This window comes from Mycobacterium sp. E2733, from assembly GCF_001667585.1.
Lineage (GTDB): Bacteria > Actinomycetota > Actinomycetes > Mycobacteriales > Mycobacteriaceae > Mycobacterium.
On sequence record NZ_LZJZ01000021.1, the window covers coordinates 12,443 to 33,676 of the forward strand.

General features: G+C 67.6%; 20 protein-coding genes. 13 read left to right on the forward strand and 7 right to left on the reverse strand.

Annotation, left to right across the window (positions count from 1 at the left end; genetic code table 11):
* The first annotated feature begins 17 nt into the window (after positions 1–17).
* The 5 genes from malQ (at position 18) to A5678_RS04225 (ending at position 5,993) form a co-directional block, all read left to right on the forward strand.
* On the forward strand, positions 18–2,180 hold the full coding sequence (gene malQ / locus A5678_RS04205) for a 4-alpha-glucanotransferase (protein WP_068038891.1): 2,163 nt from the start codon (positions 18–20) through the stop codon (positions 2,178–2,180).
* 4 nt (positions 2,181–2,184) lie between these two features.
* On the forward strand, positions 2,185–3,066 hold the full coding sequence (locus A5678_RS04210; protein WP_068038894.1) for an LLM class F420-dependent oxidoreductase: 882 nt from the start codon (positions 2,185–2,187) through the stop codon (positions 3,064–3,066).
* Positions 3,067–3,071: 5 nt separating this feature from the next.
* Positions 3,072–3,536 carry a nuclear transport factor 2 family protein gene (locus tag A5678_RS04215; protein ID WP_068038897.1) on the forward strand — a complete coding sequence of 155 codons (465 nt, stop codon included), beginning with the start codon at positions 3,072–3,074 and terminating at the stop codon, positions 3,534–3,536.
* Positions 3,537–3,859: 323 nt separating this feature from the next.
* Entirely contained in the window at positions 3,860–5,602 is a 1,743-nt protein-coding gene (locus tag A5678_RS04220) for a molybdopterin-dependent oxidoreductase (protein ID WP_068039333.1), read from the forward strand.
* 109 nt (positions 5,603–5,711) lie between these two features.
* The gene (locus A5678_RS04225; RefSeq protein ID WP_068038900.1) at positions 5,712–5,993 is read left to right on the forward strand and encodes a hypothetical protein; all 282 of its coding nucleotides are present in this window, start codon (positions 5,712–5,714) and stop codon (positions 5,991–5,993) included.
* An 18-nt stretch (positions 5,994–6,011) separates the two neighbouring features.
* On the opposite strand, the gene A5678_RS04230 is transcribed toward A5678_RS04225, so the two are convergent.
* On the reverse strand, positions 6,012–6,440 hold the full coding sequence (locus A5678_RS04230) for an SRPBCC family protein (RefSeq protein ID WP_082945377.1): 429 nt from the start codon (positions 6,438–6,440) through the stop codon (positions 6,012–6,014).
* Positions 6,441–6,559: 119 nt separating this feature from the next.
* The gene (locus A5678_RS04235) at positions 6,560–7,117 is read right to left on the reverse strand and encodes a hypothetical protein (protein WP_068038903.1); all 558 of its coding nucleotides are present in this window, start codon (positions 7,115–7,117) and stop codon (positions 6,560–6,562) included.
* Between the two features lie 194 nt (positions 7,118–7,311).
* Here A5678_RS04235 and A5678_RS04240 point away from each other — a divergent pair, with 194 nt between their 5' ends.
* The gene (locus A5678_RS04240; RefSeq protein WP_068039339.1) at positions 7,312–9,069 is read left to right on the forward strand and encodes a DUF4407 domain-containing protein; all 1,758 of its coding nucleotides are present in this window, start codon (positions 7,312–7,314) and stop codon (positions 9,067–9,069) included.
* A 23-nt stretch (positions 9,070–9,092) separates the two neighbouring features.
* On the opposite strand, the gene A5678_RS04245 is transcribed toward A5678_RS04240, so the two are convergent.
* The gene (locus A5678_RS04245; RefSeq protein WP_068038905.1) at positions 9,093–9,923 is read right to left on the reverse strand and encodes a hypothetical protein; all 831 of its coding nucleotides are present in this window, start codon (positions 9,921–9,923) and stop codon (positions 9,093–9,095) included.
* On the reverse strand, positions 9,923–11,263 hold the full coding sequence (locus A5678_RS04250) for an FAD-binding oxidoreductase (protein ID WP_068038909.1): 1,341 nt from the start codon (positions 11,261–11,263) through the stop codon (positions 9,923–9,925). Before A5678_RS04250 ends, A5678_RS04245 begins: the two co-directional genes overlap by 1 nt.
* Positions 11,264–11,330: 67 nt before the next feature.
* On the opposite strand from A5678_RS04250, the gene A5678_RS04255 reads away from it, so the two are divergent.
* Positions 11,331–12,077: an IclR family transcriptional regulator gene (locus A5678_RS04255; RefSeq protein WP_068038912.1), complete on the forward strand. Its 747-nt coding sequence runs from the start codon at positions 11,331–11,333 to the stop codon at positions 12,075–12,077.
* 93 nt (positions 12,078–12,170) lie between these two features.
* On the opposite strand, the gene A5678_RS04260 is transcribed toward A5678_RS04255, so the two are convergent.
* The 3 genes from A5678_RS04260 to A5678_RS04270 form a co-directional block, all read right to left on the reverse strand.
* The gene (locus tag A5678_RS04260) at positions 12,171–12,458 is read right to left on the reverse strand and encodes an ANTAR domain-containing protein (RefSeq protein WP_068038914.1); all 288 of its coding nucleotides are present in this window, start codon (positions 12,456–12,458) and stop codon (positions 12,171–12,173) included.
* Positions 12,459–12,697: 239 nt separating this feature from the next.
* Positions 12,698–14,062 (reverse strand): wax ester/triacylglycerol synthase domain-containing protein, encoded by a 1,365-nt coding sequence (locus tag A5678_RS04265; protein WP_068038918.1) that lies wholly within the window; start codon positions 14,060–14,062, stop codon positions 12,698–12,700.
* 125 nt (positions 14,063–14,187) lie between these two features.
* The gene (locus A5678_RS04270) at positions 14,188–15,414 is read right to left on the reverse strand and encodes a CaiB/BaiF CoA-transferase family protein (protein ID WP_068038921.1); all 1,227 of its coding nucleotides are present in this window, start codon (positions 15,412–15,414) and stop codon (positions 14,188–14,190) included.
* 276 nt (positions 15,415–15,690) lie between these two features.
* Between A5678_RS04270 and A5678_RS04275 the strand changes: the two genes are divergently transcribed.
* Genes A5678_RS04275 through A5678_RS04300 form a run of 6 tightly spaced genes read left to right on the forward strand, consistent with a single transcriptional unit; the run spans position 15,691 to position 21,232 of the window.
* Positions 15,691–16,554 carry a mycofactocin-coupled SDR family oxidoreductase gene (locus A5678_RS04275; RefSeq protein WP_068038925.1) on the forward strand — a complete coding sequence of 288 codons (864 nt, stop codon included), beginning with the start codon at positions 15,691–15,693 and terminating at the stop codon, positions 16,552–16,554.
* 5 nt (positions 16,555–16,559) lie between these two features.
* The gene (locus A5678_RS04280) at positions 16,560–17,543 is read left to right on the forward strand and encodes a thiamine pyrophosphate-dependent dehydrogenase E1 component subunit alpha (RefSeq protein WP_068039342.1); all 984 of its coding nucleotides are present in this window, start codon (positions 16,560–16,562) and stop codon (positions 17,541–17,543) included.
* A gap of 2 nt (positions 17,544–17,545) precedes the next feature.
* Positions 17,546–18,556: an alpha-ketoacid dehydrogenase subunit beta gene (locus A5678_RS04285; RefSeq protein ID WP_068038928.1), complete on the forward strand. Its 1,011-nt coding sequence runs from the start codon at positions 17,546–17,548 to the stop codon at positions 18,554–18,556.
* Entirely contained in the window at positions 18,549–18,785 is a 237-nt protein-coding gene (locus A5678_RS04290; RefSeq protein WP_068038931.1) for a lipoyl domain-containing protein, read from the forward strand. Before A5678_RS04285 ends, A5678_RS04290 begins: the two co-directional genes overlap by 8 nt.
* A gap of 20 nt (positions 18,786–18,805) precedes the next feature.
* Positions 18,806–19,675, forward strand: a complete 870-nt coding sequence (locus tag A5678_RS04295; RefSeq protein WP_068038934.1) for an enoyl-CoA hydratase-related protein — start codon at positions 18,806–18,808, stop codon at positions 19,673–19,675.
* 21 nt (positions 19,676–19,696) lie between these two features.
* Positions 19,697–21,232 carry an acyl-CoA synthetase gene (locus tag A5678_RS04300; protein ID WP_068038937.1) on the forward strand — a complete coding sequence of 512 codons (1,536 nt, stop codon included), beginning with the start codon at positions 19,697–19,699 and terminating at the stop codon, positions 21,230–21,232.
* The last annotated feature ends 2 nt before the right edge of the window (positions 21,233–21,234 follow it).

A 21,234-nucleotide genomic window follows, 5' to 3' on the forward strand; every position in this document is an offset into this window, starting at 1 on the left:
GCAGCAAGATGAGCGGTATGAGTGAGCTCGCGCCGTCACTGGTCGAACTTGCCCGGAGGTACGGCATCGCGACCGAGTACGACGACTGGACCGGGCGGCGGGTGCCGGTTTCGGCGGCCACGCTGGTGGCCGTGTTGGCCGCGCTGGGCGTCCCGGCCGGCACCGAGCAGGAGCGCAACGTGGCGCTGACCGCGAAGCTCCGGTCGTATTGGGCGCGTCGGTTGCCGGCGACCATCGTCGGTCGCACCGGTGAGCCGACGCGGTTCTGGGCGCACGTGACCCACGGTGATCCCGCCGAGGTCTGGTTGCAGCTCGAGGACGGCACGGTCCGCGGTGGGATCCAGCAGGTGGACAACTTCACCCCGCCGTTCGACCTGGACGGGCGCTGGGTCGGCGAGGCCAGCTTCGTGCTGCCGGCCGATCTGCCGCTGGGCTATCACCGGGTGCACCTGCGTTCCGGCGGCGTGGAGAGCAGCAGCGCGGTGATCATGACGCCGGACTGGCTCGGGTTGCCGGAGCGGCTCGGCGCCCGGCGGGCCTGGGGCCTGGCCGCCCAGCTCTACAGCGTGCGCTCCAAACAATCGTGGGGCGTCGGCGATCTGACGGATCTGACCGACCTCGCCGTCTGGTCGGCGTCGCGGCACGGCGCCGACTATCTATTGGTCAATCCGCTGCACGCCGCCGCGCCGACGGCCCCTATGGAGCCGTCCCCCTACCTGCCGACATCACGGCGCTTCGTCAGTCCCATTTATCTTCACGTCGAGGCGATTCCGGAGTTCGCCGAGCTGCCCAAACGCAGCCGGGTGCGGCGGCTGCGTTCCGACGTGCAACAGCGAGCCGCCCGGCTCGACGCCATCGATCGCGACAGCGCGTGGGCGGCGAAGTGCGCCGCGCTCCAGCTCTTGCATCGGGTGCCGCGATCCGCGGGCCGCGAGTTGTCCTACGAAGCCTTCCGCGCCCGCGAGGGAACCGCACTCGACGACTTCGCCACCTGGTGCGCCCTGGCCGAGAAGTACGGCGACGATTGGCATTGCTGGCCGAAGTCGCTCCAGCATCCCCGCGCGCCCGGCGTCGATCAATTTGTCGAAAAGCATTCGGAGGCAGTCGATTTCCATCGGTGGCTGCAGTGGCAACTCGACGAGCAACTCGCCTCCGCGCACTCGCAGGCGGTCCGGGCCGGAATGGCGCTGGGCGTGATGCACGACCTCGCCGTCGGCGTGCATCCCAACGGCGCCGACGCGTGGGCCCTGCAGGATGTGTTGGCGCTAGGCGTCACCGCCGGCGCGCCGCCGGACGAGTTCAATCAACTCGGCCAGGACTGGTCCCAGCCGCCCTGGCGGCCCGACCGGCTCGACGCCGAGGAATATCGGCCGTTTCGGGCGTTGATAGGCGCGGTGCTGCGGCATGCCGGCGGCGTACGCATCGACCACATCATCGGACTGTTCCGGCTGTGGTGGATCCCGGAGGGGGCGGCGCCCACCGAGGGCACGTACGTGCGTTACGACCACGACGCGATGGTCGGCATCGTCGCCCTGGAAGCGCACCGCGCCGGAGCGGTGGTCGTCGGCGAGGATTTGGGCACGGTCGAACCGTGGGTGCGCGACTACCTGCTGTTGCGCGGCTTGCTCGGTACCTCGATCCTCTGGTTCGAGTTGGACCGGGACGGCAACGGCGGCCCGCTGCCTGCGGAGCGCTGGCGCGAGTACTGCCTGTCCTCGGTGACCACCCACGATCTGCCGCCGACCGCCGGCTATCTGGCGGGCGACCACGTGCGGTTGCGCGAAGCCCTGGGCCTGTTGACCCGATCCGCCGAGGAGGAACTCGCCAGCGACCGGGCCGAGCTGGCGGCCTGGCTGGCCGAGTTGCGCCGGGTGGGGTTGCTCGACGACGGCGAAGACGACGCGGAGAAAATCGTGCTCGCCTTGTACCGGTACCTGGGCCGGACGCCGTCGCGGTTGGTGGGCGTGGCGCTGACCGACGCGGTCGGCGACCGCCGGACCCAGAATCAGCCCGGCACCACCGACGAATACCCCAACTGGCGGATTCCGCTGACCGGCCCCGCCGGGCGCCCGGTGCTGCTCGAGGACGTGTTCACCGATGTCCGGGCGGCCACCCTGGCCGAGGCCGTGCGCAGTGCAATCGCGCCCGCGGCCGTCGAGAGCGCGCCTGTTAGCTTCTGAGGCCATGAAGGTCTCAGTCGTGGCGCCGGTCGCCGACGGCGTCACCGCGGATCCCGAGTGGATGGCGGCCTTCGCGGGCCACCTCGAGCAGTGCGGGTTCGAGTCGATCGTCGTTGTGGAGCACACCGTGCTGGTCACCCGCTACGACAGCGTCTACCCGTATGACAGTTCGGGACGTGTCGGGCTGGCGGCCGACTGCCCCATCCCCGACCCGCTCGATCTGCTGGCGTTCCTGGCCGGCCGCACCACCACCCTCGGGCTGGCCACCGGCGTGTTGGTGCTGCCGAACCACCATCCGGTGGTCCTCGCCAAGCGGGCCGCCACCGTGGACACGTTGTCGGGCGGCCGGCTGCGGCTGTGCGTGGGCGTGGGATGGCTCAGGGAGGAGCTCGAGGCGTGCGGCGCGGATTTCGAGAACCGCGGCAGACGCGCCGACGAGCAGTTGGCCGTCTTACGGGCACTGTGGTCCGACCAACCGGACGGGGTGTCGCACCACGGTGAGTTCTTCAGCTTCGACAATGTCATGTGTTATCCGAAACCCATTGCCGGAGAACGGCTTCCCGTTCACATCGGCGGACACAGCCGCGCGGCCGCCCGGCGCGCCGGGCGATTGGCGAACGGCTTCCAACCGCTCGGCGCGACGGGGTCGCGGCTGGCGTCGTTGATCGCCATCATGCGCGACGAGGCGTCGTCGGCGGGCCGCGATCCGGCGGCCCTGGAAGTGTCATTGGGCCACGCCGTCAACAAGATCGACGCCGAGCGGGCGGGCAGCCTGGTCGATCAGGGCGCCGACCGGCTCGTGTTGGCGATGCCGCCGACCGCCGACATCGAGCAGGCCAGGGACATGCTGTCGGCGTGCGCGCAGCGGCTGTCGCTGATCGCGTGACCCCGATGAGCCTGTCAGCCGACGACCGATCAGCCCTCAGCGACCTGGTGCACAGATACGCGGCCAACGTGGACGAGCGACGATTCGATTCCGTCGCAGCACTTTTCACCGATACCGCCGTGCTGACGGTGCCCGAACCGCCTAAGGCGCTGGAGCCGATTCATTCGCATCGGGGGCGACGCGCGATCGCCGCCGCCGTCGCTACCGTCGCGGCGGTCGCGCGCACCGAGCACGCCATCATCGGCGAGGTCTACGCCGTCACCGGGCCGGGCACTGCGCGTGGGCGCGTTGCGTGCATCGCGCACCACTGGGACCGGCGCGGCGACGAATTCGCCGACGTGATTTGGCATCTGCGCTACGACGACGAATACGAGCTGACCGACGGATGGTTGATCGGCCGTCGGGCGTTGACCATCAACGCGCTTGAGATCCGTTCGGCGCGCCGGGTGCGTCCACACGACACGATCTAGCGACCTTGCAGAAGACTTTGCGCAAACTCACAGCGACCCCCCATGAACCGAATCTGCGGCGCAAACAGGCGGTTCGTTAAGCAAGTGCGGTTATCCCCTTCGGGAGCGAGATCGATTTTGCCCACCCCGGGCGGCAGCCGGCAGCGGTGGGCCGAAGCGGGGCCGCCGTCGGCGCGTTTCTTCCTGATCGTGTCCAATTAATACAAGTCGATCCGTGTATTTTCGGCCGCGTGACGAACACCGAACATCGGAACCTGGCCGTCAATACCGCCGGAATCACCGGAAAACGGGAAGCGCCGAACGGCAACGTATCGACACTGGCAGTGGGCACACCGCTGGAGTCCTCCCCGGATTTCCGCAACGAGATCCACACCGCCGAAGACATCATCGACGTCGAAACCTACGGCGGCGGCTTCGATCTCACCAGGCGGGCGACCGCCCCGAAGCTGCGCATCGGCCGCGACCGGTGGTTCAACCTGCTCTGGTTGATCCCCATCGGCTTTGCCCTGCTGATCGCCGGGGTGGCGGTCGGCAAGGGCCTGCACAACATGCCGGCCGTCCAGTCGTTTATCCAGCGTCACCCCGGGACGGACAGCTCCAATGTCACGCCCGGCCTGCCGGCTTGGATCGGGTGGACGCATTTCTTCAACCTGTTCATGATGATGTTCATCATCCGGACCGGGATTCAGATCCTCTGCGACCATCCCCGGCTCTACTTCAGCCGCAACGCCACCCCGGGCAAGGACGAGTGGCTGCGGGTCGGACCGCCGGTCCCGGATGACGAGCTGTGGACTGCCAACGCCGACACCGTCGCCCTGCCACCGCAATTGGGCCTGCCCGGGTTCCGCCACTCCATCGGGCTGGCCCGGTGGTGGCACCTCGGTGTGGACGTGCTGTGGCTCGTCAACGGTGCGGTCTTCTACGTGTTGCTGTTCGCCACCGGTCAGTGGCGGCACATCGTGCCCACCAGCTGGGACGTCTTCCCCAACGCTGCATCGGTGGCCATCCAGTACCTGTCCCTGGACTGGCCGACCGACAACGGCTGGGTCGCCTACAACGGCCTGCAGTTGTTGTCCTACTTCACCACGGTATTCATCGCGGCGCCCGCGGCTTTGCTCACCGGGTTGGGAATGTCGCCCGCGCTGTCGCAGCGCGTGCACTGGCTCAGCAAGCGGCTGAGCATTCAGCACGCGCGGTCACTGCATTTCGTGGTGCTGGTCTACTTCCTGTTCTTCATCCTGGTGCACGTCACGATGGTGTTGACGACGAGCGCACTGCGAAACCTCAACCACATGTTCGCCTCCCGCGACGACAACAGCTGGGTGGGCTTCGGGATTTTCGCCGCGGCCATGGTGGTGACGGCGATCGCGTGGGTTTGGGCGACTCCCTTCACCATTCGCCATCCGCGGGTGATCCAGCGGGTCGGGTACGCGCTCGTCGGCCCGTTCCAGCGAATGCTGGAGCAGCTCGACCCCAAGCCCGGCGCCTTCACCGAAAAGGACATCTCGCCGCATCACTGGCGCAACGGCCGCCTGCCGGAGACCGTCGAGTACAAAGAGCTGGAAGCCAACGACTTCAGGGACTGGCGGCTCAAGGTCTACGGTCTGGTCGAGCACCCGATGGAGTTCTCGCTCGAGGACTTGATGGCGCTGCCCTACCACGAGCAGATCAGCCAGCACTTCTGCATCCAGGCGTGGTCGGGCGTCGCCAAATGGGGTGGCGTACAGATGAAGACGATCATGGACATCGTCAAACCGCTGCCCGAAGCCAAATGGGCGGTGTTCTATTCGATGGGCCTCGGCGCGACGGGCGGCATCTATTACAACGCCCACCACATCGGCCAGATGGACCATCACATGACGATGCTCGCCTACAACATGAACGACCAACCCCTCCCCTACATGCATGGCAGGCCACTGCGGCTGCGCAACGAACTGCAGCACGGTTTCAAACTCGTCAAGTGGATCAAGGGGATCGAGTTCGTGGCCGACTACCGCGACATCGGAAGCGGTTACGGCGGTTACAGCGAGGACCATAAGTACTTTGGGCGGCACCAGACGCTGTAGGGCGTCGCGCCGAACCCCTCGGCGCGACGCCTCAGGTCGTTTGTCCCGACGGCAATCCGGGTAGCACAACGGAAGCGGCCGAACGGAAGTGACCCGAGGAGAGACGCCCATGAGCCACAGCCCTGCCGACCAGGGTCCGACCATTCGCCGGCGTGAAGCCGAGCCGGGGCGAGGCTTGGAGCGCACGCCCGGGCTGCTCATCGTCGGGGCCGCCGTCTTGGCAGTCGTGATGTGCGTCGCCACCTTCGCCCTCGGAGACGCCGGCGCGGGCGTTGCCGCCGCGATCGTCGCCATGCTCGCGTTCGGGGCCGGCCTGGCCTGGCTTGGCATGGACCGCAGGCGGATTCGCCAAGCGGAGCGCGACTGGCCGATTGGCCACGTGGCGCGGTAACGCGGTTGGTTGCGCCGCCTATTGCAGCGCGGCGAGGTTCTTCACGGACTTTTCCACATCGGAGCGCAGGACCCGGGCGACCAACCCGCCGATCGGGCCACTGAGCAATCCACCCCGCAGGTCGGCGGTGAGATGGAAATCGGTTCCGGGCTTGCTGTCAGTGACGGTCATCGCCACCCGGAGGCGGATCCCACCGCGACCGCGGCCTTGCAGCTCAATCGAGTTCGGCTCGTCGTAGCGGGTGACCGTCCAGTGGATGACGTTGCGGAATCCCTTGACCTTCACGCACGACGAGACGCAGGTGCCCTCCTCGATCTGGTCGGGAATGGGTCCGCGCCACCCGGCGAATATCGTCATCCACTCGTCGAATCTGTTCAGGTCGGAGGCCAGCTTCCAGGCGGCCTCCGGGTCCACATCCGACGACACCGAAACGTCTACTCGTGCCACGTCTTGTCGCTCCTCCCCAGACGATGATTGCGGTTGGCGCCGACTGGCAGCGCAGCCGACCAGCGCGCAACGTGAACTGAGTACCCCGGCGGGGCCGGGCCTACGCGTTCGCCGCGTCCTTAGGGCCAGGCCTCCTGCAATTGCTTCGCCACGTCGATGATCTGCGCGGCCTGCGACTGCGGCGAGTCGATCTCTTCGGCGACGTACAGGGCGACGAATCGGCGGATCTCACCGTCGACGCCCGCGAGGATGCGCAGCACCTCGCCGCGGAAGGACTTCGACGACACGTTGACGGTGATGTCGGAGGGCCGCGGTTTCGCGACGTCGACGATCAGCAGCAGCGGTTCGGCGGCTCGCGCCGTGGCCCGCAACGCGATGTCCCCGGAGACGACGAACCGCTGCTTGTCGAGCCGGAGGTCGAGGAGCAGGTCGATCGACAGGGGGATGTGGATGACGAACGTGATGCTGTCGCCCAGGCGGCGGGTGACTTTGGGCTCGTGGATCTTCACGTTCGCGCTGACCTTCGCGATCCCGCCGGGCCCCTGAGCGATGGGCTCCATGGCGAACTCGTTGCCGGCGATGTCGGCAAATGCGGCGGCGACACGCTCGGGGGTGACGGCGACCTCGAAGAATCTGCGTCCGAACTCCTCGTAGGTGACATAATCGTGAGTCTCCATAGGCTTATACCGTCTCATGTCGGCCGCCTGAACGGTCGTTGATCTGCACGCGTCGCAAAAATCCGCGTTCGGTACCCCCCGCTGGGATCACCGGCGACCCGGGCCGCATTGTGAAGCACGCCACAGGGTGGGCGCTTCGATTCGATCCCGCGGGTGGTCGCCTGGGAGGCTTGTTGGATTGGGAGGTGTTTTTGATGTGCGCACAGGAAGTCCCCGAGCAGCGCTCGGACCTGTCGCCCGCTGGCCTGCTCACCTGGCTTGGCGGCGGGCATCGGCGGGAGCTGGACGAGCGCCACGAGCGCTCCACGCACGCCGTGACCGGAGCGGTGGTGTTGTTCGGCGCGCTGCTGGCGTGGCTCGTCGCGGCCCTGGCGGTGAGCGAGTCCGCTCGCTGGTCACTCGTGTCGGCCGTGCCATTGACCCTTGTCTTCGGCCTGCTGGTCGGCGCGGTCACCCGCGCGGTTGCGTCCGGGTCCGGCCGGGGCCGGGCCGGGCTGGCAGCGCGCGCGGCGGTCACGGCCGCCCTCGGCGTCACCGTCGGCGAACTGGCCGCGGTCGTCCTGCTGTCCGGCTCGATCGATCACCGTCTCGACGAACGCGCCCTGCGCAACGCCGGCTCCGCGCCGGCGGTCGCGCAGGCGACGGCGTCCCTGCAACAAACCAGGGGTGCGCGCGGCGCGCTCGACGCCGACGTCGAGCGCGCGCACCAGCAGCAGGATCAGGCCCTGGTCATTGCGCGTTGCGAGTACCACCCCACTCCCACGTGCCCGCAAACCCGGATCACCGGTGTGCCCGGCGCCGGGCCGGAAACACGCACGGCCAACGAGCTCCTCGCTGACGCCCAGCGCGAGCTGGACGACGCGCTGGCGGCCCGGGATCGCCAAGCGCCCGGGTTGGACGCCGAGATCTCCCGCGAAGCGCACGCGCTCGACGAGGCACGCCACGGCGTCATCGCGGACGCCGATCGCGGCCTCGGCGCGCGCTGGGTCGCGATGAACGACCTGACCTCCGCCGACTTCGGGGCGCTGACGTTGCGCCTGCTGACCATCGCGTTCTGCGTGCTGCTCTACCTGCTGCCGCTGATCCTGGGGAGGTGGCGCGGCGAGACCGCCTACGATCGCCACGCTGCGGCGCGCGCGGAGCGCGAGCGCGCGGAACTCGAGGCGGACACGGCGATCGCGGTCAAACGCGCCGAGGTTCGGCGCCAGGCGGAAATAATGTGGGCCGAGCATCAACTCACCCAGGCCCGGCTTGCCATCGAGGCCCAGACCGAGATCGACCGCGAGCAGCAACGCCGGCGAATCGTGGACGCTTTCGATCCCCCGGTGCTGGCGCCTTCGCAGCGCACCTTCGAGCCGGCCGACGAAGACATCTACCTGCCGATCGCCGCGGAAGCCGAGGCCGCCAGCCGCGCGGCCCTCAGTCCGCCCGTCCCCACGCAGACCACCGCTGTGGAGAACTTGCCGGCGCCCGTCGCACGCGAAGTGGAGCCGCACGAAGAGCGTGGCACCCCGATTCCGTCGATTCCCGACGCCACCAAGGCCGCGGCGCGCTGGATCCGCCCGCTGGTGCCGCCGTTCGTGGCCCGGGTGATCGACACCACGACCGCACCGCTGCGCACCGCGCGTCAGGTCTTCGAAGAGGTCGAGGAGATCACGTTCGCGTTCAGGCGCACACACAAAGTGACGGTCGACTCCGAAAGTTCCGACGCCGGCGGTGGGCCCACACCACCCGAAGAGACCGATGAATCCCCTTCGCCCGAAACGGGATTCGTCGACTCGTCGCGCGTGGACCGCACGGCGGTCACGCACCGGCAGGTGGGTGGTCAGGAGCGGCGCGGCCCGGCGCTGGGCGCCTCGGAGCGCACCGACAACCGGGAATTGACGAAGCGGGAGGGACCGGCCGAACTGGATTCACCCGCGGGACCGCGGCAGTTGCCGCCAGCGAAATAGGTTGGTGTGAGTCCTAATCCGGCCTATTCGTCGCCGAAGGCCGCATAGAGTTCCGGCAGGAAGGCCGCCAGGTGATTCATCTCCTGGGCGCAGTGCACCATCAGATTGCGAGCGCCGCTTTCCGCGTTGCCAAGCACCCGCGAGGCGATCGGGCGCACGGCGCGCGATGCCACTCCCGGGACGTTGCGCACCTCGATGTGCCGTCCGCCCATCCAGAATCGTGACCGCATCTCCGCGCCGTTCGGCGTCGACCGAATGTGGTGGATGAACCATCCGACGTCCACCGGGGCCTCGCTGGATCCCAGCCGGGCGCAGATCGCCACTGCATCGTCGCTGTCGGGCGGGCAGCCCATCGTCACCGGATCGACGAATTGGATTGCGCCATTGAGCATCGTCGAGCCGATGTACTCGCTGATCAACGACCAGCGACCGATGTAGCGTTCGGCGCCCCGACGGCCCGCGGCCTCATCGTCGCGGCCGTCTTGCTGTTGACCTTTCCAGGCGGCGCGCAGATGGGCCCGCGGATGCCACAGCTTGTAGCGGCGGGTGTCGCAGCCGTGCCAGCCGAACCACCACGACCACATCTCCGGGGTCACCCCCGGCATGTCGGTACGCACCGACACCTGATAGCCGCCGTCGTCGAGGACCCCGTAGCCGTTCTCGGTCCGCTGGTAACCGTCGTCCGCGACGCGCGCGGCGTCGTCGAACGCCGACAGCGCCATCGCGCCTTGCGGCCCGTGTGCGAGTGCCTCGACGATATGGTTCGGCAGCGGGGCCATTTCGGGGGTGAAGAACTTGCCGAACGGGGTCTTCGCATCACCCCCGCGATACCCCAGATACAGGTCGCCGGCCATCAGAGTCGTCCCATCCAGCTGTTGAACAAACCGTCGGGGTCGTACGCGGCGCGCACACGGTCGAGTTTGGCCATGGCGGCGTCGCTGGCGAACCGCGCCGGACGCTGGCCCAGGTTCTCGTCCGCGAGCTGAATGCCGACGGCGAATTCGGACATCGCGGCCATGTTGGACTGCGCCCAGTCGGCGTACTTCGCCTCGTCTGCCGGCTCCTTCCACGAACCGTAGAGGGCCAGATAGATGTCGCCTTCGATGCTGTAGGCCATGTCCTGGCGGGGCGGGCACGGCCCCCAGTTCAGCCACAGAAAGTGCGCCGGGTGCGGGGGCATGGTGTCGAGGATCGTCCTGATGCCCGGCAGCAGGTCTTCGGCCGGCGCCGACGTCCACATGTTGTCGACCGCGTAGTGGTGGTCGGATGGGTAGTGGCTCATCGCGACGTCGTACCAGGTCGGCAAATCGGTTGGCATGTAGGGGATTTTGACCAGCGCCCGGTCGGCGACCGGGCAGGTGCCGAACAGGGCGAGTGCCTTTTCCGCCTCCGCATCGGAGTCCGCGAAGGCGGGTGACGCCAGCGAGATGACAGGGCTGTCGATACCCATGTTCGGTTCGCCGCGGGAGGCCACGGCCTGCAGCTCGACCCGGGGGTCCACTTCGGCGCTGACGGCGCGCGTCCACGTGAAAACCTCGTCGGCCAGTTCGAACGGATAGACATAGACGCTTGTGCCGCATGCACCGGGGCGAGGATAAAGCTTCAGGTAGAACGACGTGACCACGGCGAAGAAGCCAGGTCCGGCGCCGCGGGCAGCCCAGTAGAGGTCGGCGTTGTTGCTGGCGTCGCAGTGAATCCGTTCGCCCTCGGCGGTGACGACATCGAGACCCACGACGCTCTCGCAGGCCGGGCCGAAAACGCGGCTGTTCCAGCCGTATCCGCCCTGCAGGAGGTAGCCACCGAGACAGACCCCTTTGCAGTGACCGCCGGGGAAGAACAGACCCTGCGCCTCGAGGTCGGCCATGAGCAGACTCCCGCCCTTGCCCGGACCCACTCGGGCGAGACCCTGCTCGGCGTCAATGGAAACGTCGTCGAGGCGGCTGACGTCGAGCAGGACGGAGCCGTCGCGCAGGTGGCTGGCCGCGAAGCTGTGGCCGCCCGACACGATGCTGATCTTGAGCCCGTGGGCCTTCGCGTGGCGGATACCGGCGATGATGTCGTCGGCGTCAACGGCCTGCACGATCACTTCCGGGTAGCGTTCCGGCACCCGCTGGTGCCAGACGGTGCCTCGACGGGCCGCCTCGTAGCCGTCATCGCCGCGAAAATGGTGCCGCCCGGCCGGTAGCCCGCTCATCTGGAATCTCCTGTGATTCGCATTACGGATCTTTGTGATCCGGTATGCGGAACACTATAGTGGACCGATGCCGTCCACGGGGGAAAAACTTGCAGCTGGCCGCGACGAGGGCATCCAAGTATTGCGTCGCGCGGCCGCCGCGCTGGACGAGATCGCCGCCGAGCCGGGGCGGTTGCGGCTGGTCGACCTCGGTGAGCGACTCGGACTGGCCAAGTCGACGGCTCGCCGGCTGCTGGTGGGCCTGGTCGAGGTCGGGCTGGCCAGTGTCGATCCGCAGGGACGCTTTTCCCTCGGCGACCGCTTGCTGGGATTGGGCACTTCCGACGGCGCGCACATCGCGGCGGTCTTCCGGCCGACGATCGAGCGGGTGGCGCGCGCGACCGACGGGGAGACGGTCGACCTCTCGGTATTACGGGGCCGACGAATGTGGTTCGTCGACCAGATCGAATCGTCACATCGTCTTAGGGCCGTGTCGGCCGTCGGCGTCCGGTTCCCGCTGGAGTCGACCGCGAACGGCAAAGCGGCCCTCGCGGCCCTCGACGACGCCGACGCCGAGGCGCTGATCTCCCGCCTGGATTCCGAGTCCGCCGACCGCCTCCGCGCCGACGTGGCCGAGATCCGGCGCACCGGAATCGCTTTCGACCGCGACGAGCACACGCCGGGAATATCGGCGGCCGCGATCGCACGACGCGCGGTGGGCGACAATCTGGTCGCTATCTCGGTGCCGGCGCCGACGGAGCGTTTCCGGGAGAAGGAACAGCGCATAGTGGCGGCGTTGCGCGCGGCCGCCGAATCGGCGGCCTGGCCGCGCTAGCGTCAGCAAAACGGGTTGATGCCGAAGCGATTGGAGTTGAGACGGCCGGGTTACCCCTCGAAAGCTCGGCCGTCCCAACGTCTTGGTGCCCGCTCAACAGGGCACTGCGGCGGAGGAGAACAGCGTTCCCCACTCGTGCCGAGCCGCGGACTGCGCGTCGGTGAAGCTCGGTGTCTTTTCGCCGTCGCCGGCCAGGTGTACCAGGGCCCACGCCATCGCGAATACCGGCACCTTGTGCCGCAATGCCGCGTTGTGCAATTCGTCCAGCGCCGCTTCCGACGGGCACCGGCGCAGGCCGATGAGAATGCCCCGCGCGGTATCGAGGATGCGACCAGAGTGTGGGCCACACGAAGTCTGGGCGGGAACCCAGTTCGACGTCATATTGTGGATACCTCCTGCGGCACCGTCGCGAATCCGCCGCTCGCGCAGCGGCCGAGGAATTCCTGCGCTACGCATCATCGCGGCCGCAAACCTCAAAGGCGCCCTGTGCCATGATTTGTCGATCGCTCGCGTTGTGCCAGCCCATCGCGACGATCGATGCGGCCCTGTGACCGTTTCGGAATCGGTTGCTAATCAATCAATGCGGCGAATCGCCTGTTCGGCGCCGGAATCCATTCTAATCAGCCTGCCAAGGACAGTAATTCATCGAACCCGCCGACGATAGCGTCATGGAAAACGTCGTAGTCGGGTATCGCGGTGGTGTCGACGTTCAAACCGAGACCACACGTGTCGACATAGGTGAGAAGTGTGACGTTGACTGCCGCACCGATGGTTGGACCGAATGCGTACTGTGCCCGCACGGGGGCGCCGCCAAGGAAGACCGGCACTGGGACGCCCGGCACATCGCTGGCCACGAAATCGACGTGGCGCAGAACCGAGCCGATGTACCACCGGGGCACCAGATTGAGCACCCCGGCGATCAATTGCGTGTACGGCAGCGATCTTTCGTTGCGAACCGCCGCGGTGCGCTGCCGTATCGCGGCGATCCGCTTCGCCGGATCCGCCTCGCCGACGGGCACGTCGAAGCGCATGAGCGTGATCCGGTTCCCGCCGATGCCATCGGCTTCGGTGCGCAAACTGATCGGCATCGTGATGTGCAGGTCGTTCACCTCGACGCCGTGCTTCTCGTGGTAGAGGCGTAGTCCACCCGCCACCCCGGCGACGAAAGCGTCGTTCAGCGCCCCGCCGCAGCGGTGCGCCGCTTCCCGTAGCGGCCGCGTCGGCACCTGATGCACCCCGAGGTGCCGGATCAGGCCGCGGTCCGTCGCCAACGGTGACCCGGTTCGGTTGATCGGCCGGACGGTTCGGTACACAGATGCCGCGGTGGTCGCCGCGGACCGGATGGTGGCGACGGGCCGCCGAACGCCGTCGTAAATCAACCGCGGCACCAGGGAGGCCGCGCCCGTCACGGCGCTGTTGAGCAAGCCGGTGTCGTAGCGCACGGCGTCGCGGTATCCCCCCAACAGGGCCGGACCCGCGACCTCTGGCTCGGGCGGCATCGGTTCAACGGGATACAGATGTTCTGAGAGGTCGAACAAATGCATCGCGATCTCGACCCCGCCGACCCCATCGGTGAGCGCGTGGTGAAACTTGCAGATCACGGCCGCGCCGCCGTTTTCCACCCCCTCGACGAACGTCGTTTCCCACAGCGCGCGGGCCCGATCGAAATCCTGCATCTCGGCCAATCGAGCCATCTCGAGCACGTCGTCAAGGGTTCCGGGGGCCGAGACCGTGGCTCGCCGGAGGTGGTAATCGAGGTCGAAGTCGCGGTAGTTCTCCCACCGCGGCGGGATCCCCGTAGGCGATGGCACCACCCGCTGCCGGAACATGGGCAGCGTGCGGCTGATCAAGTCGAATCGCTTCCGCACTTCGTCCCAGTCCGGGGGCCGGTCCAGAAGTACGACGCTGACCACGGTCGAGCGCAGCCGCGGGTCAGTTTCCATCGCCCAGGTAAACGCGTCGGTGGCGCGCATGAATGCAGTCATGTCGGTGGCTCCTTGCACCGAACGTACGACTGCGGGCGCCCCGGGTCATCGGGTTGGCGGCAGCCGATGACTTTGGTCCCCACAGATAGCGCCTTTCGTCGACTGCCCCCGGCCGGCGCGCCGCCCTACAGAATCGCCTTGAGATCCTTGGCCCTGGCGATGTCGTCCCAATCGACGTCGAGTTCCAGCAAGATCTCTTCCGTGTGCTGCCCGTGTTCCGGCGCACGCGCGGGCGCCGGCGGGGTCTCGTCGAACTGCACGGGCGCGGCGACTATCCGGTACTTCTCCCCGTGGTCGTCGACGTTGGTCACCACGTAGCCGTTCGGTTCGACCTGTGGGTCGTTGAGGGTTTCCCGCGGCGTCGCCAGGGCGCCCCACACGCCCGGCTCGTCCTCGAGCGCCTTCTGCCAGTGGGCAAGGTCGTGGCGGGCGAACACGTTGGCCAAAATCTCCGTGGCCTCCGCGGCGTTGGCTATCAGGTTGCTCGACGGCACGAATCGCTCATCGGTGATGAGCTCAGCCAGGCCCATGCGTTCGCAGAACCCCGCCCAGAACTTGTCCGGCTGCAGGAACACCAACTGGATCCACCTGCCGTCGCGGGTCTTGTACCTGTTCACGAGCGGGTTGATGGCCAGCCCCGGCGGTGCGCCCGGAATCCCGTCGATGTCGAAGAAATCGGCCGCCGAGATGGATGGCGCTATCGCCCACATCGCCTGAGCCAGCAGCGAGGAGTCGACTACCGTCGCTTCACCGGTGCGCTCGCGGTGAAACAGCGCGGCGCATACGCCACCGGCGAGCGTCGCCCCGCCCTGGAGGTCGCCGAACCCCGGACCCTGCACCGCGGGTGTGTCGGTTCCGAACGGCGTGAGCGTGTAAGCGACGCCGCCCCGCGCGAGGTAGGTGGCCGCGTCGAACCCGCCGCGATCCCGATCGGGGCCCCGCACCCCCAGACCGGTGCCACGCGCGATGATGATTTTCGGGTTGAACGAGCGGATGTCGTCCACGGTGAGCCGGGCCCGCTCGAGCGCGCCGGGCAGCCAATTGGTAAGGAACACATCCGCACTCGCCAACAGGCGGCCGAACAGCTCGCGACCGGTCTCGGACTTGATGTCGATGGCGATGCTGCGCTTGCCGCGGTTTCCCAATTCGAGGATGAAGTCGGCGTCCGGGCGGGCCGCCTGCCGGGTGAACCCGCCGACGACCAGCGCGCGTCCGGGGTCACCCGAGGCAACGCCCTCAACCTTGATCACGTCGGCGCCCCAGTCCGACAGGGCCGCGCCCGCCGACGGTACGTAGGTCCACGACGCCAACTCGACCACTCGCACCCCGTGCAGGACACGTACGTCAGACATCGCCAACTCCCTCGGTCGACCGGTCATTCCTTGCTATTTTAGATATTCTAGCTAGTCTAGGGCGTAGCGATAGCCCAGCTGCAGGTCAGCGCAGTTTTTGGTGGAAGAGATGCGATGGATCCGACCGTTGGCCCGATTCGGCACCGGTGACCGCGCGTTTCCCGGCGGGGACGAGCGGCCGGCCGAGTCATTCCGCCCGCACCGGCGCCGATGCCGGCGAATACCCTTGGGCCCCAACCTGGATCGCGCTGTAGATACACGGACGAAGGACGGGCGATGGGCAGGGTAACCGGCAAGGTGGCCGTGATAAGCGGCGCGGCGCGCGGCCAAGGCCGTTCGCATGCGCGGATGCTGGCCGCCGAGGGCGCGGACATCATTGCGGTGGACGTGTGTGCCGACATCGAGACCAATGAGTATCCCCTGGCCCGGCGGGAAGACCTCGAAGAGACGGCCCGGCTGGTCGAGAAGGAGGGGCAGCGCGCGTTCACCGCGGTCGCCGACGTTCGCGATCGGGTGGCCCTGTCCACCGCGATCGATCAGGGCGTCGCCGAATTGGGGCATCTCGATGTCGTCGTCGCCAACGCGGGCATCTGCCCGCTGACCGCGGGGCTGCCGCCGCAGGCGTTCGCCGACGCCGTGGACGTGGACCTGGTCGGCGTGCTGAATCTGGTGCATGCGAGCCTCAAGCATCTGCAAGCCGGCGCGTCGATCATTGTGATCGGTTCCAACGCCGCGTTCATGTCGTCGATGAACACCACGGGCATCGACGGGGGTCCCGGCGGCGCGGGGTACGCCTTCGCGAAACTGGCTGCCGCGCATTACGTCAACGACTTTGCCTTGGCGCTTGCGCGGTTCTCCATCCGGATGAACGCGGTGCATCCCACCAACGTCAACACTGACATGCTGCACAGCCCGCCGATCTATCGGGCCTTCCGGCCGGACCTGAAGGAGCCGACGCGCGAGGATGCCGAACCGGTTTTCCCGCTCGTGCAGGCAATGCCGATCCCCTACGTCGAACCCGAGGACATCAGCGAGGCGGTGCTGTTCCTTGCCTCCGACGCCGCCCGCTACATCACGGGGCAGCAGCTCCGCGTCGACGGTGGCGGCTTCCTCAAGGTCAAGCCGTGGTCGGGTGCGTGATACCAATGGGCGATTCCCCGACGGGCGTCGAGCGCAGGCTGTACGAGCTGATGGTGCTGATGAAGGCGGCCGACGACCGGCTGTCCAAAGGCATTGGCACGGGCGAGTTCATGTGCGTGTACTGGCCCTCGCGCGGCCAGGAGGCCATCGCCGCGGCCATGGGCGTGGCGCTGCGCCCCGACGACCAGCTGGTGACCACCTACCGCGGCCTGCACGACCTCATCGGCAAGGGCGTCCCCCTGGAGGAGATCTACGGCGAGATGATGGGCCGCACCGTCGGCGCCGGCCGCGGCAAGGGCGGGACCATGCACATCGCCAATCCCGCCAAGGGCGTGATGCTTTCGACCGGAATCGTCGGGGCCGGACCGCCGGTGGCGGTCGGACTGGCGATGGCGGCCAAGCGCAAGGGCTCCGATCGCGTCACGGTGGTCAGCTTCGGTGACGGCGCCACCAACACCGGGTCCTTCCACGAGGCGGCGAACATGGCCGCGCTGTGGGACCTGCCGATCGTCTTCGTCTGCCAGAACAACCTCTACGCCGAAATGACGCCCACGGCCGACACGATGAAGCTCGAGCACGTCGCCGACCGGGCGGCCGGTTACGGCATGCCCGGGGTGCGCGTCGACGGAAACGACCCGCTGGCCGTCAAATCCGCGCTCGAGGAAGCGCTGCGCCGGGCCCGCGCCGGTGGCGGCCCCACCTTCATCGAATGCGTGACGTTCCGCTTCCGGGGCCACTACTTCGGCGACCGAATGCCCTACATCCCCGAGCAACAGCTGGCCGCCGCGATGGCAGCCGACCCGGTCCCCCGCTTCCGCGACCACCTCGCCCACACCGGCGTCTGCGATCCGGACGAACTAGACCACATCGACACCGACGCGCTGGCGGCGGTGGAAACGGCGCTGCAAACCGTGATGGGCGCGGATTCCCCGTCCATCGATGAGCTGGACCAAGACGTGTACGCGACCCCGATCAAGTTCCCGGTATGAGCATGCAAGAGACGGAGATGACGATGCGCGAGGCGCTCAACCTCGCGCTGGATCAAGCGCTTGCCGCCGACGACAGGGTATTCCTGCTCGGTGAGGACATCGCCGATCCCGGCGCGTCCGGGCCGACCGCGGGCCTGTCGACGAAGTACGGTCACGACCGCGTCCTGGACACACCGATCTCGGAGGCGGCCATCGTCGGCGCGGCCATCGGCGCCGCCATCGACGGCCTGCTGCCGGTGGCCGAGATCATGATCATGGATTTCATCGGCATCGCCGCCGACCAGCTGATCAACAACGCGGCCAAGCTGAGGTTCATGACCGCCGGCCGCACGACGGCGCCGATCACCATCCGCACCCAGGTTTACGCCGGGCTGGCCACCGGTGCCACGCATTCGCAAAGCCTGGAAGCGTGGTTCATGCACATCCCGGGGATGAAGGTGATCGTGCCGTCCACACCGCGCGACGGGAAGGGTCTCCTGGCATCGGCGATCTTCGACGCGGACCCCTGCCTCTTCATCGAAACCATTCGGCTGCAAGGCAAGAAGGGCCCCGTCCCCGTCGATCCCGCGTTCTCAATCCCGCTGGGCCGAGCCGAGATCAAGCGACCCGGCACCGACGTCAGCCTGATCGGCTACGGACGCTGCGTGCACGACGCCCTCACCGCCGCGGCCACGCTGAATGAACAGGGCGTGAGCGCCGAGGTCGTCGATCTGCGCACCCTGGTGCCGCTCGACGTCGAGACCATCGTCGACTCCGCCCGCCGTACCCGCCGGGCCGTCATCATCCACGACGCGGTCCAATTCGCCGGCCCCGGAGCGGAGCTCGCCGCGATCCTGCACTCAGAGCTGTTTTCCGAGCTGGCCGCGCCCGTCGAACGGGTGGCCGCCCGATTCGTCCCCAGCCCGGCCGCGGCGGCGCTCGAGGCGCAGGTGTACCCCTCCCCGGCGCGAATCGTCGCGACGGCGCTGAAGACTTTTGGAAGGACCCCGGCGGGGGCGAGAGTGCATGGCTGACTTCATCATTCGCATTCCACGTGTCTCGGTGGCCGTGTCCGAGGCCGAGCTCACCGGCCTACTGGTCGACGCCGGCCAGCACGTGGACGCGGGCACACCCATCTACGTGATCGCCACCGAGAAGGTGGAACAGGAGATCGAAGCCGGGGCGTCGGGCACCGTGCACTGGACGGGCCAAGTCGGGGCCACCTACGACATCGGCGCCGAAATCGGCGTCATCACTTCATGAACCAGGAAAGGTGAGCACGTATGGATCTCAACGAGACTCGCGAGAGAATCATCTACCAAAAAGAGGGGCCCATCGCCCGCGTCACCCTCAACTGGCCGGAGAAGGCGAACGCACAGGACCAGAAGCTGGCCGAAGAGGTCGACGCCGCGCTGCTGGACGCGGACCGCGACTACGACATCAAGGTGCTCGTCCTCAAGGCCAACGGCAAGGGCTTCTGCTCGGGACACGCCATCGGCAACAATGCCGTCGACTACCCGGCCTTCGTCGAGGGCGCCAAAGTCATGGGCACGCCGTGGAAGCCGCAGACGGACCTGTTCGTGAAGCCGGTGCTGAACTTGTGGGAATTCTCCAAACCGACGATCGCCCAGGTGCACGGCTACTGCGTCGGCGGGGGCACGCACTACGGGCTGACCACCGACATCGTCATCGCCTCCGAAGACGCCTACTTCTCCTACCCGCCGCTGCAGGGCTTCGGCATGCCATCGGGTGAATGCTCCATCGAGCCCTGGGTTTTCATGAACTGGCGGCGAGCGGCCTACTACCTGTACCTCGCCGAGGTCATCGACGCCAAGAAGGCCCTCGAGGTGGGTCTGGTCAACGAGGTGGTACCGCGTGACCAGCTCGACGACCGCGTGGAGGCGATCGCCCGCCACATCGCGCAGGCCCCGATGACCACGCTGCTTGCCACCAAGGCCAACCTGAAGCGGGCCTGGGAGCTGATGGGCATGCGGGTGCACTGGCAGAGCTCGAACGACCTTGTCGCCCTGGCCTCCATCAGCAAAGACGTCCAGGAGCTGATCCAGACGGTGTTCAGGGACAAAGTGCTGCCCTCCGAGCAAGCGCGGCGCCAGGCCGCGGCCGCGTCGACCGACGGCGCAACGGCCACTTAGGGTTCCGCAGGGCTCGCCCCAGTGGACCTCGCCGATCACGCCACAACGGCCGGACAGGCGCCGGCCCTCATCGTCGCGGGCGGTGCCACGATCTCGCACTCCGAGCTGTATGCCCGCAGTCAGCGCGTCGCCGCGGTGCTGCACGGCGCTGGGCTGCACCCCGGCGACGGCGTGGCGCTGATCTTGCCCAACCGACCCGAGTTCCTCGAAATCACCTGGGCCTGCCAGCTTTCCGGCCTGTATTACACCGCGGTCAACACTCACTTCACCGCGGACGAGGTCGTCTACGTCATCGACGACTCCGATGCGCGGGCCGTGTTCGTCGACGCGACCATGCCCGAACTGGCCGCACACGTCCGCGCGGCCAACGCCGCCGTCACCGCCCACCTTGTGGTGGGGGGCGACCTGCCCGGCTGGCGCGGGTACGAGGACGCGCTGGCGACCGCGGGTGACGCGCCGCCGGCGTCGGACGGATCGGAGATGCTGTATTCGTCGGGGACCACAGGACGGCCCAAGGCCGTCCGCCGGCCCCTCCCGACCGACGGCAACGGCTCCTGGGCGCAGGCGGTGCTGGAATTGGCGCTTACCCACAAGTACGTGATGAGCCCGTCAAGCGTGTACCTCTCCCCTGCACCGCTGTACCACGCCGCCGGAGTCAACTACACCATGGCGGTCAACCGCGTCGGGGCGGCGGCGATCCTCATGCGGAAGTTCGACGCCGAGAACGTCTTGCGGCTGATCGAGACGCACCGCGTGACGCACGCACAGTTCGTACCCACCATGTTCGTGCGAATGCTCAAGCTGCCCAAGTCGGTTCGGGAGAAGTATGACGTCTCGAGCCTGCGTTGCGTCATCCACGCGGCCGCGCCGTGCCCGGTCGACGTCAAGCACCACATGATGAAGTGGTTCGGGCCGATCATCCACGAATACTACGGTGGCACCGAGGGGTTCGCGGGTACGACCATCGGCCCGGGGGAATGGCTGGCCCATCCCGGCTCGGTGGGCAAACCCATGTCGCCGGTGCACGTCATCGGAGACGACGGCGTCGAGTTGCCCGCCGGCCACGCCGGCGAGCTCTTCTTCGAAGGCGGACCCGACTTCGAATACTTCAAGGACCCCGCCAAGACCGCCTCGGTGTCCAACGACCGAGGCTGGCGCACCCTGGGCGACATGGGGTACGTCGACGAGGACGGCTACCTCTACCTCACCGACCGGTCCACGTTCATGATCGTCTCCGGCGGGGTGAACATCTACCCCCAGGAAGTCGAGAACTTGCTGATCATGCATCCCAAGCTCGTCGACGCGGCGGTCTTAGGTGTTCCCAACGACGAGTTCGGCGAGGAGGTCAAGGCCGTCGTTCAGCCGGTCGGTGGCGTCACGGCGGGGCCCGCCCTCGAGGCCGAGCTCATCGAGTACTGCAGAGCGCACCTGGCGGGCTACAAGTGCCCCCGCACCGTGGAGTTCGTCCAGGAATTGCCCCGGGACCCGAACGGAAAGCTGTACAAGAGACGCATTCGCGAGCGTTACTGGCAGGGGCGGGCATCGCGGATCCTATGAGG

Excerpts from the sequence above, each read along its gene's own strand:
- A5678_RS04240 (WP_068039339.1), top strand. The coding sequence starts at position 7,312 with ATGTGCGCACAGGAAGTCCCCGAGCAGCGCTCGGACCTGTCGCCCGCT.
- A5678_RS04260 (WP_068038914.1), bottom strand. The coding sequence starts at position 12,458 with ATGACGTCGAACTGGGTTCCCGCCCAGACTTCGTGTGGCCCACACTCT.
- A5678_RS04290 (WP_068038931.1), top strand. The coding sequence starts at position 18,549 with ATGGCTGACTTCATCATTCGCATTCCACGTGTCTCGGTGGCCGTGTCC.
- A5678_RS04210 (WP_068038894.1), top strand. The coding sequence starts at position 2,185 with ATGAAGGTCTCAGTCGTGGCGCCGGTCGCCGACGGCGTCACCGCGGAT.
- A5678_RS04295 (WP_068038934.1), top strand. The coding sequence starts at position 18,806 with ATGGATCTCAACGAGACTCGCGAGAGAATCATCTACCAAAAAGAGGGG.
- A5678_RS04280 (WP_068039342.1), top strand. The coding sequence starts at position 16,560 with ATGGGCGATTCCCCGACGGGCGTCGAGCGCAGGCTGTACGAGCTGATG.
- A5678_RS04270 (WP_068038921.1), bottom strand. The coding sequence starts at position 15,414 with ATGTCTGACGTACGTGTCCTGCACGGGGTGCGAGTGGTCGAGTTGGCG.
- A5678_RS04265 (WP_068038918.1), bottom strand. The coding sequence starts at position 14,062 with ATGACTGCATTCATGCGCGCCACCGACGCGTTTACCTGGGCGATGGAA.
- A5678_RS04275 (WP_068038925.1), top strand. The coding sequence starts at position 15,691 with ATGGGCAGGGTAACCGGCAAGGTGGCCGTGATAAGCGGCGCGGCGCGC.
- A5678_RS04225 (WP_068038900.1), top strand. The coding sequence starts at position 5,712 with ATGAGCCACAGCCCTGCCGACCAGGGTCCGACCATTCGCCGGCGTGAA.
- A5678_RS04215 (WP_068038897.1), top strand. The coding sequence starts at position 3,072 with ATGAGCCTGTCAGCCGACGACCGATCAGCCCTCAGCGACCTGGTGCAC.
- A5678_RS04235 (WP_068038903.1), bottom strand. The coding sequence starts at position 7,117 with ATGGAGACTCACGATTATGTCACCTACGAGGAGTTCGGACGCAGATTC.
- A5678_RS04245 (WP_068038905.1), bottom strand. The coding sequence starts at position 9,923 with ATGGCCGGCGACCTGTATCTGGGGTATCGCGGGGGTGATGCGAAGACC.
- A5678_RS04285 (WP_068038928.1), top strand. The coding sequence starts at position 17,546 with ATGCAAGAGACGGAGATGACGATGCGCGAGGCGCTCAACCTCGCGCTG.
- A5678_RS04250 (WP_068038909.1), bottom strand. The coding sequence starts at position 11,263 with ATGAGCGGGCTACCGGCCGGGCGGCACCATTTTCGCGGCGATGACGGC.
- A5678_RS04255 (WP_068038912.1), top strand. The coding sequence starts at position 11,331 with ATGCCGTCCACGGGGGAAAAACTTGCAGCTGGCCGCGACGAGGGCATC.
- malQ (WP_068038891.1), top strand. The coding sequence starts at position 18 with ATGAGTGAGCTCGCGCCGTCACTGGTCGAACTTGCCCGGAGGTACGGC.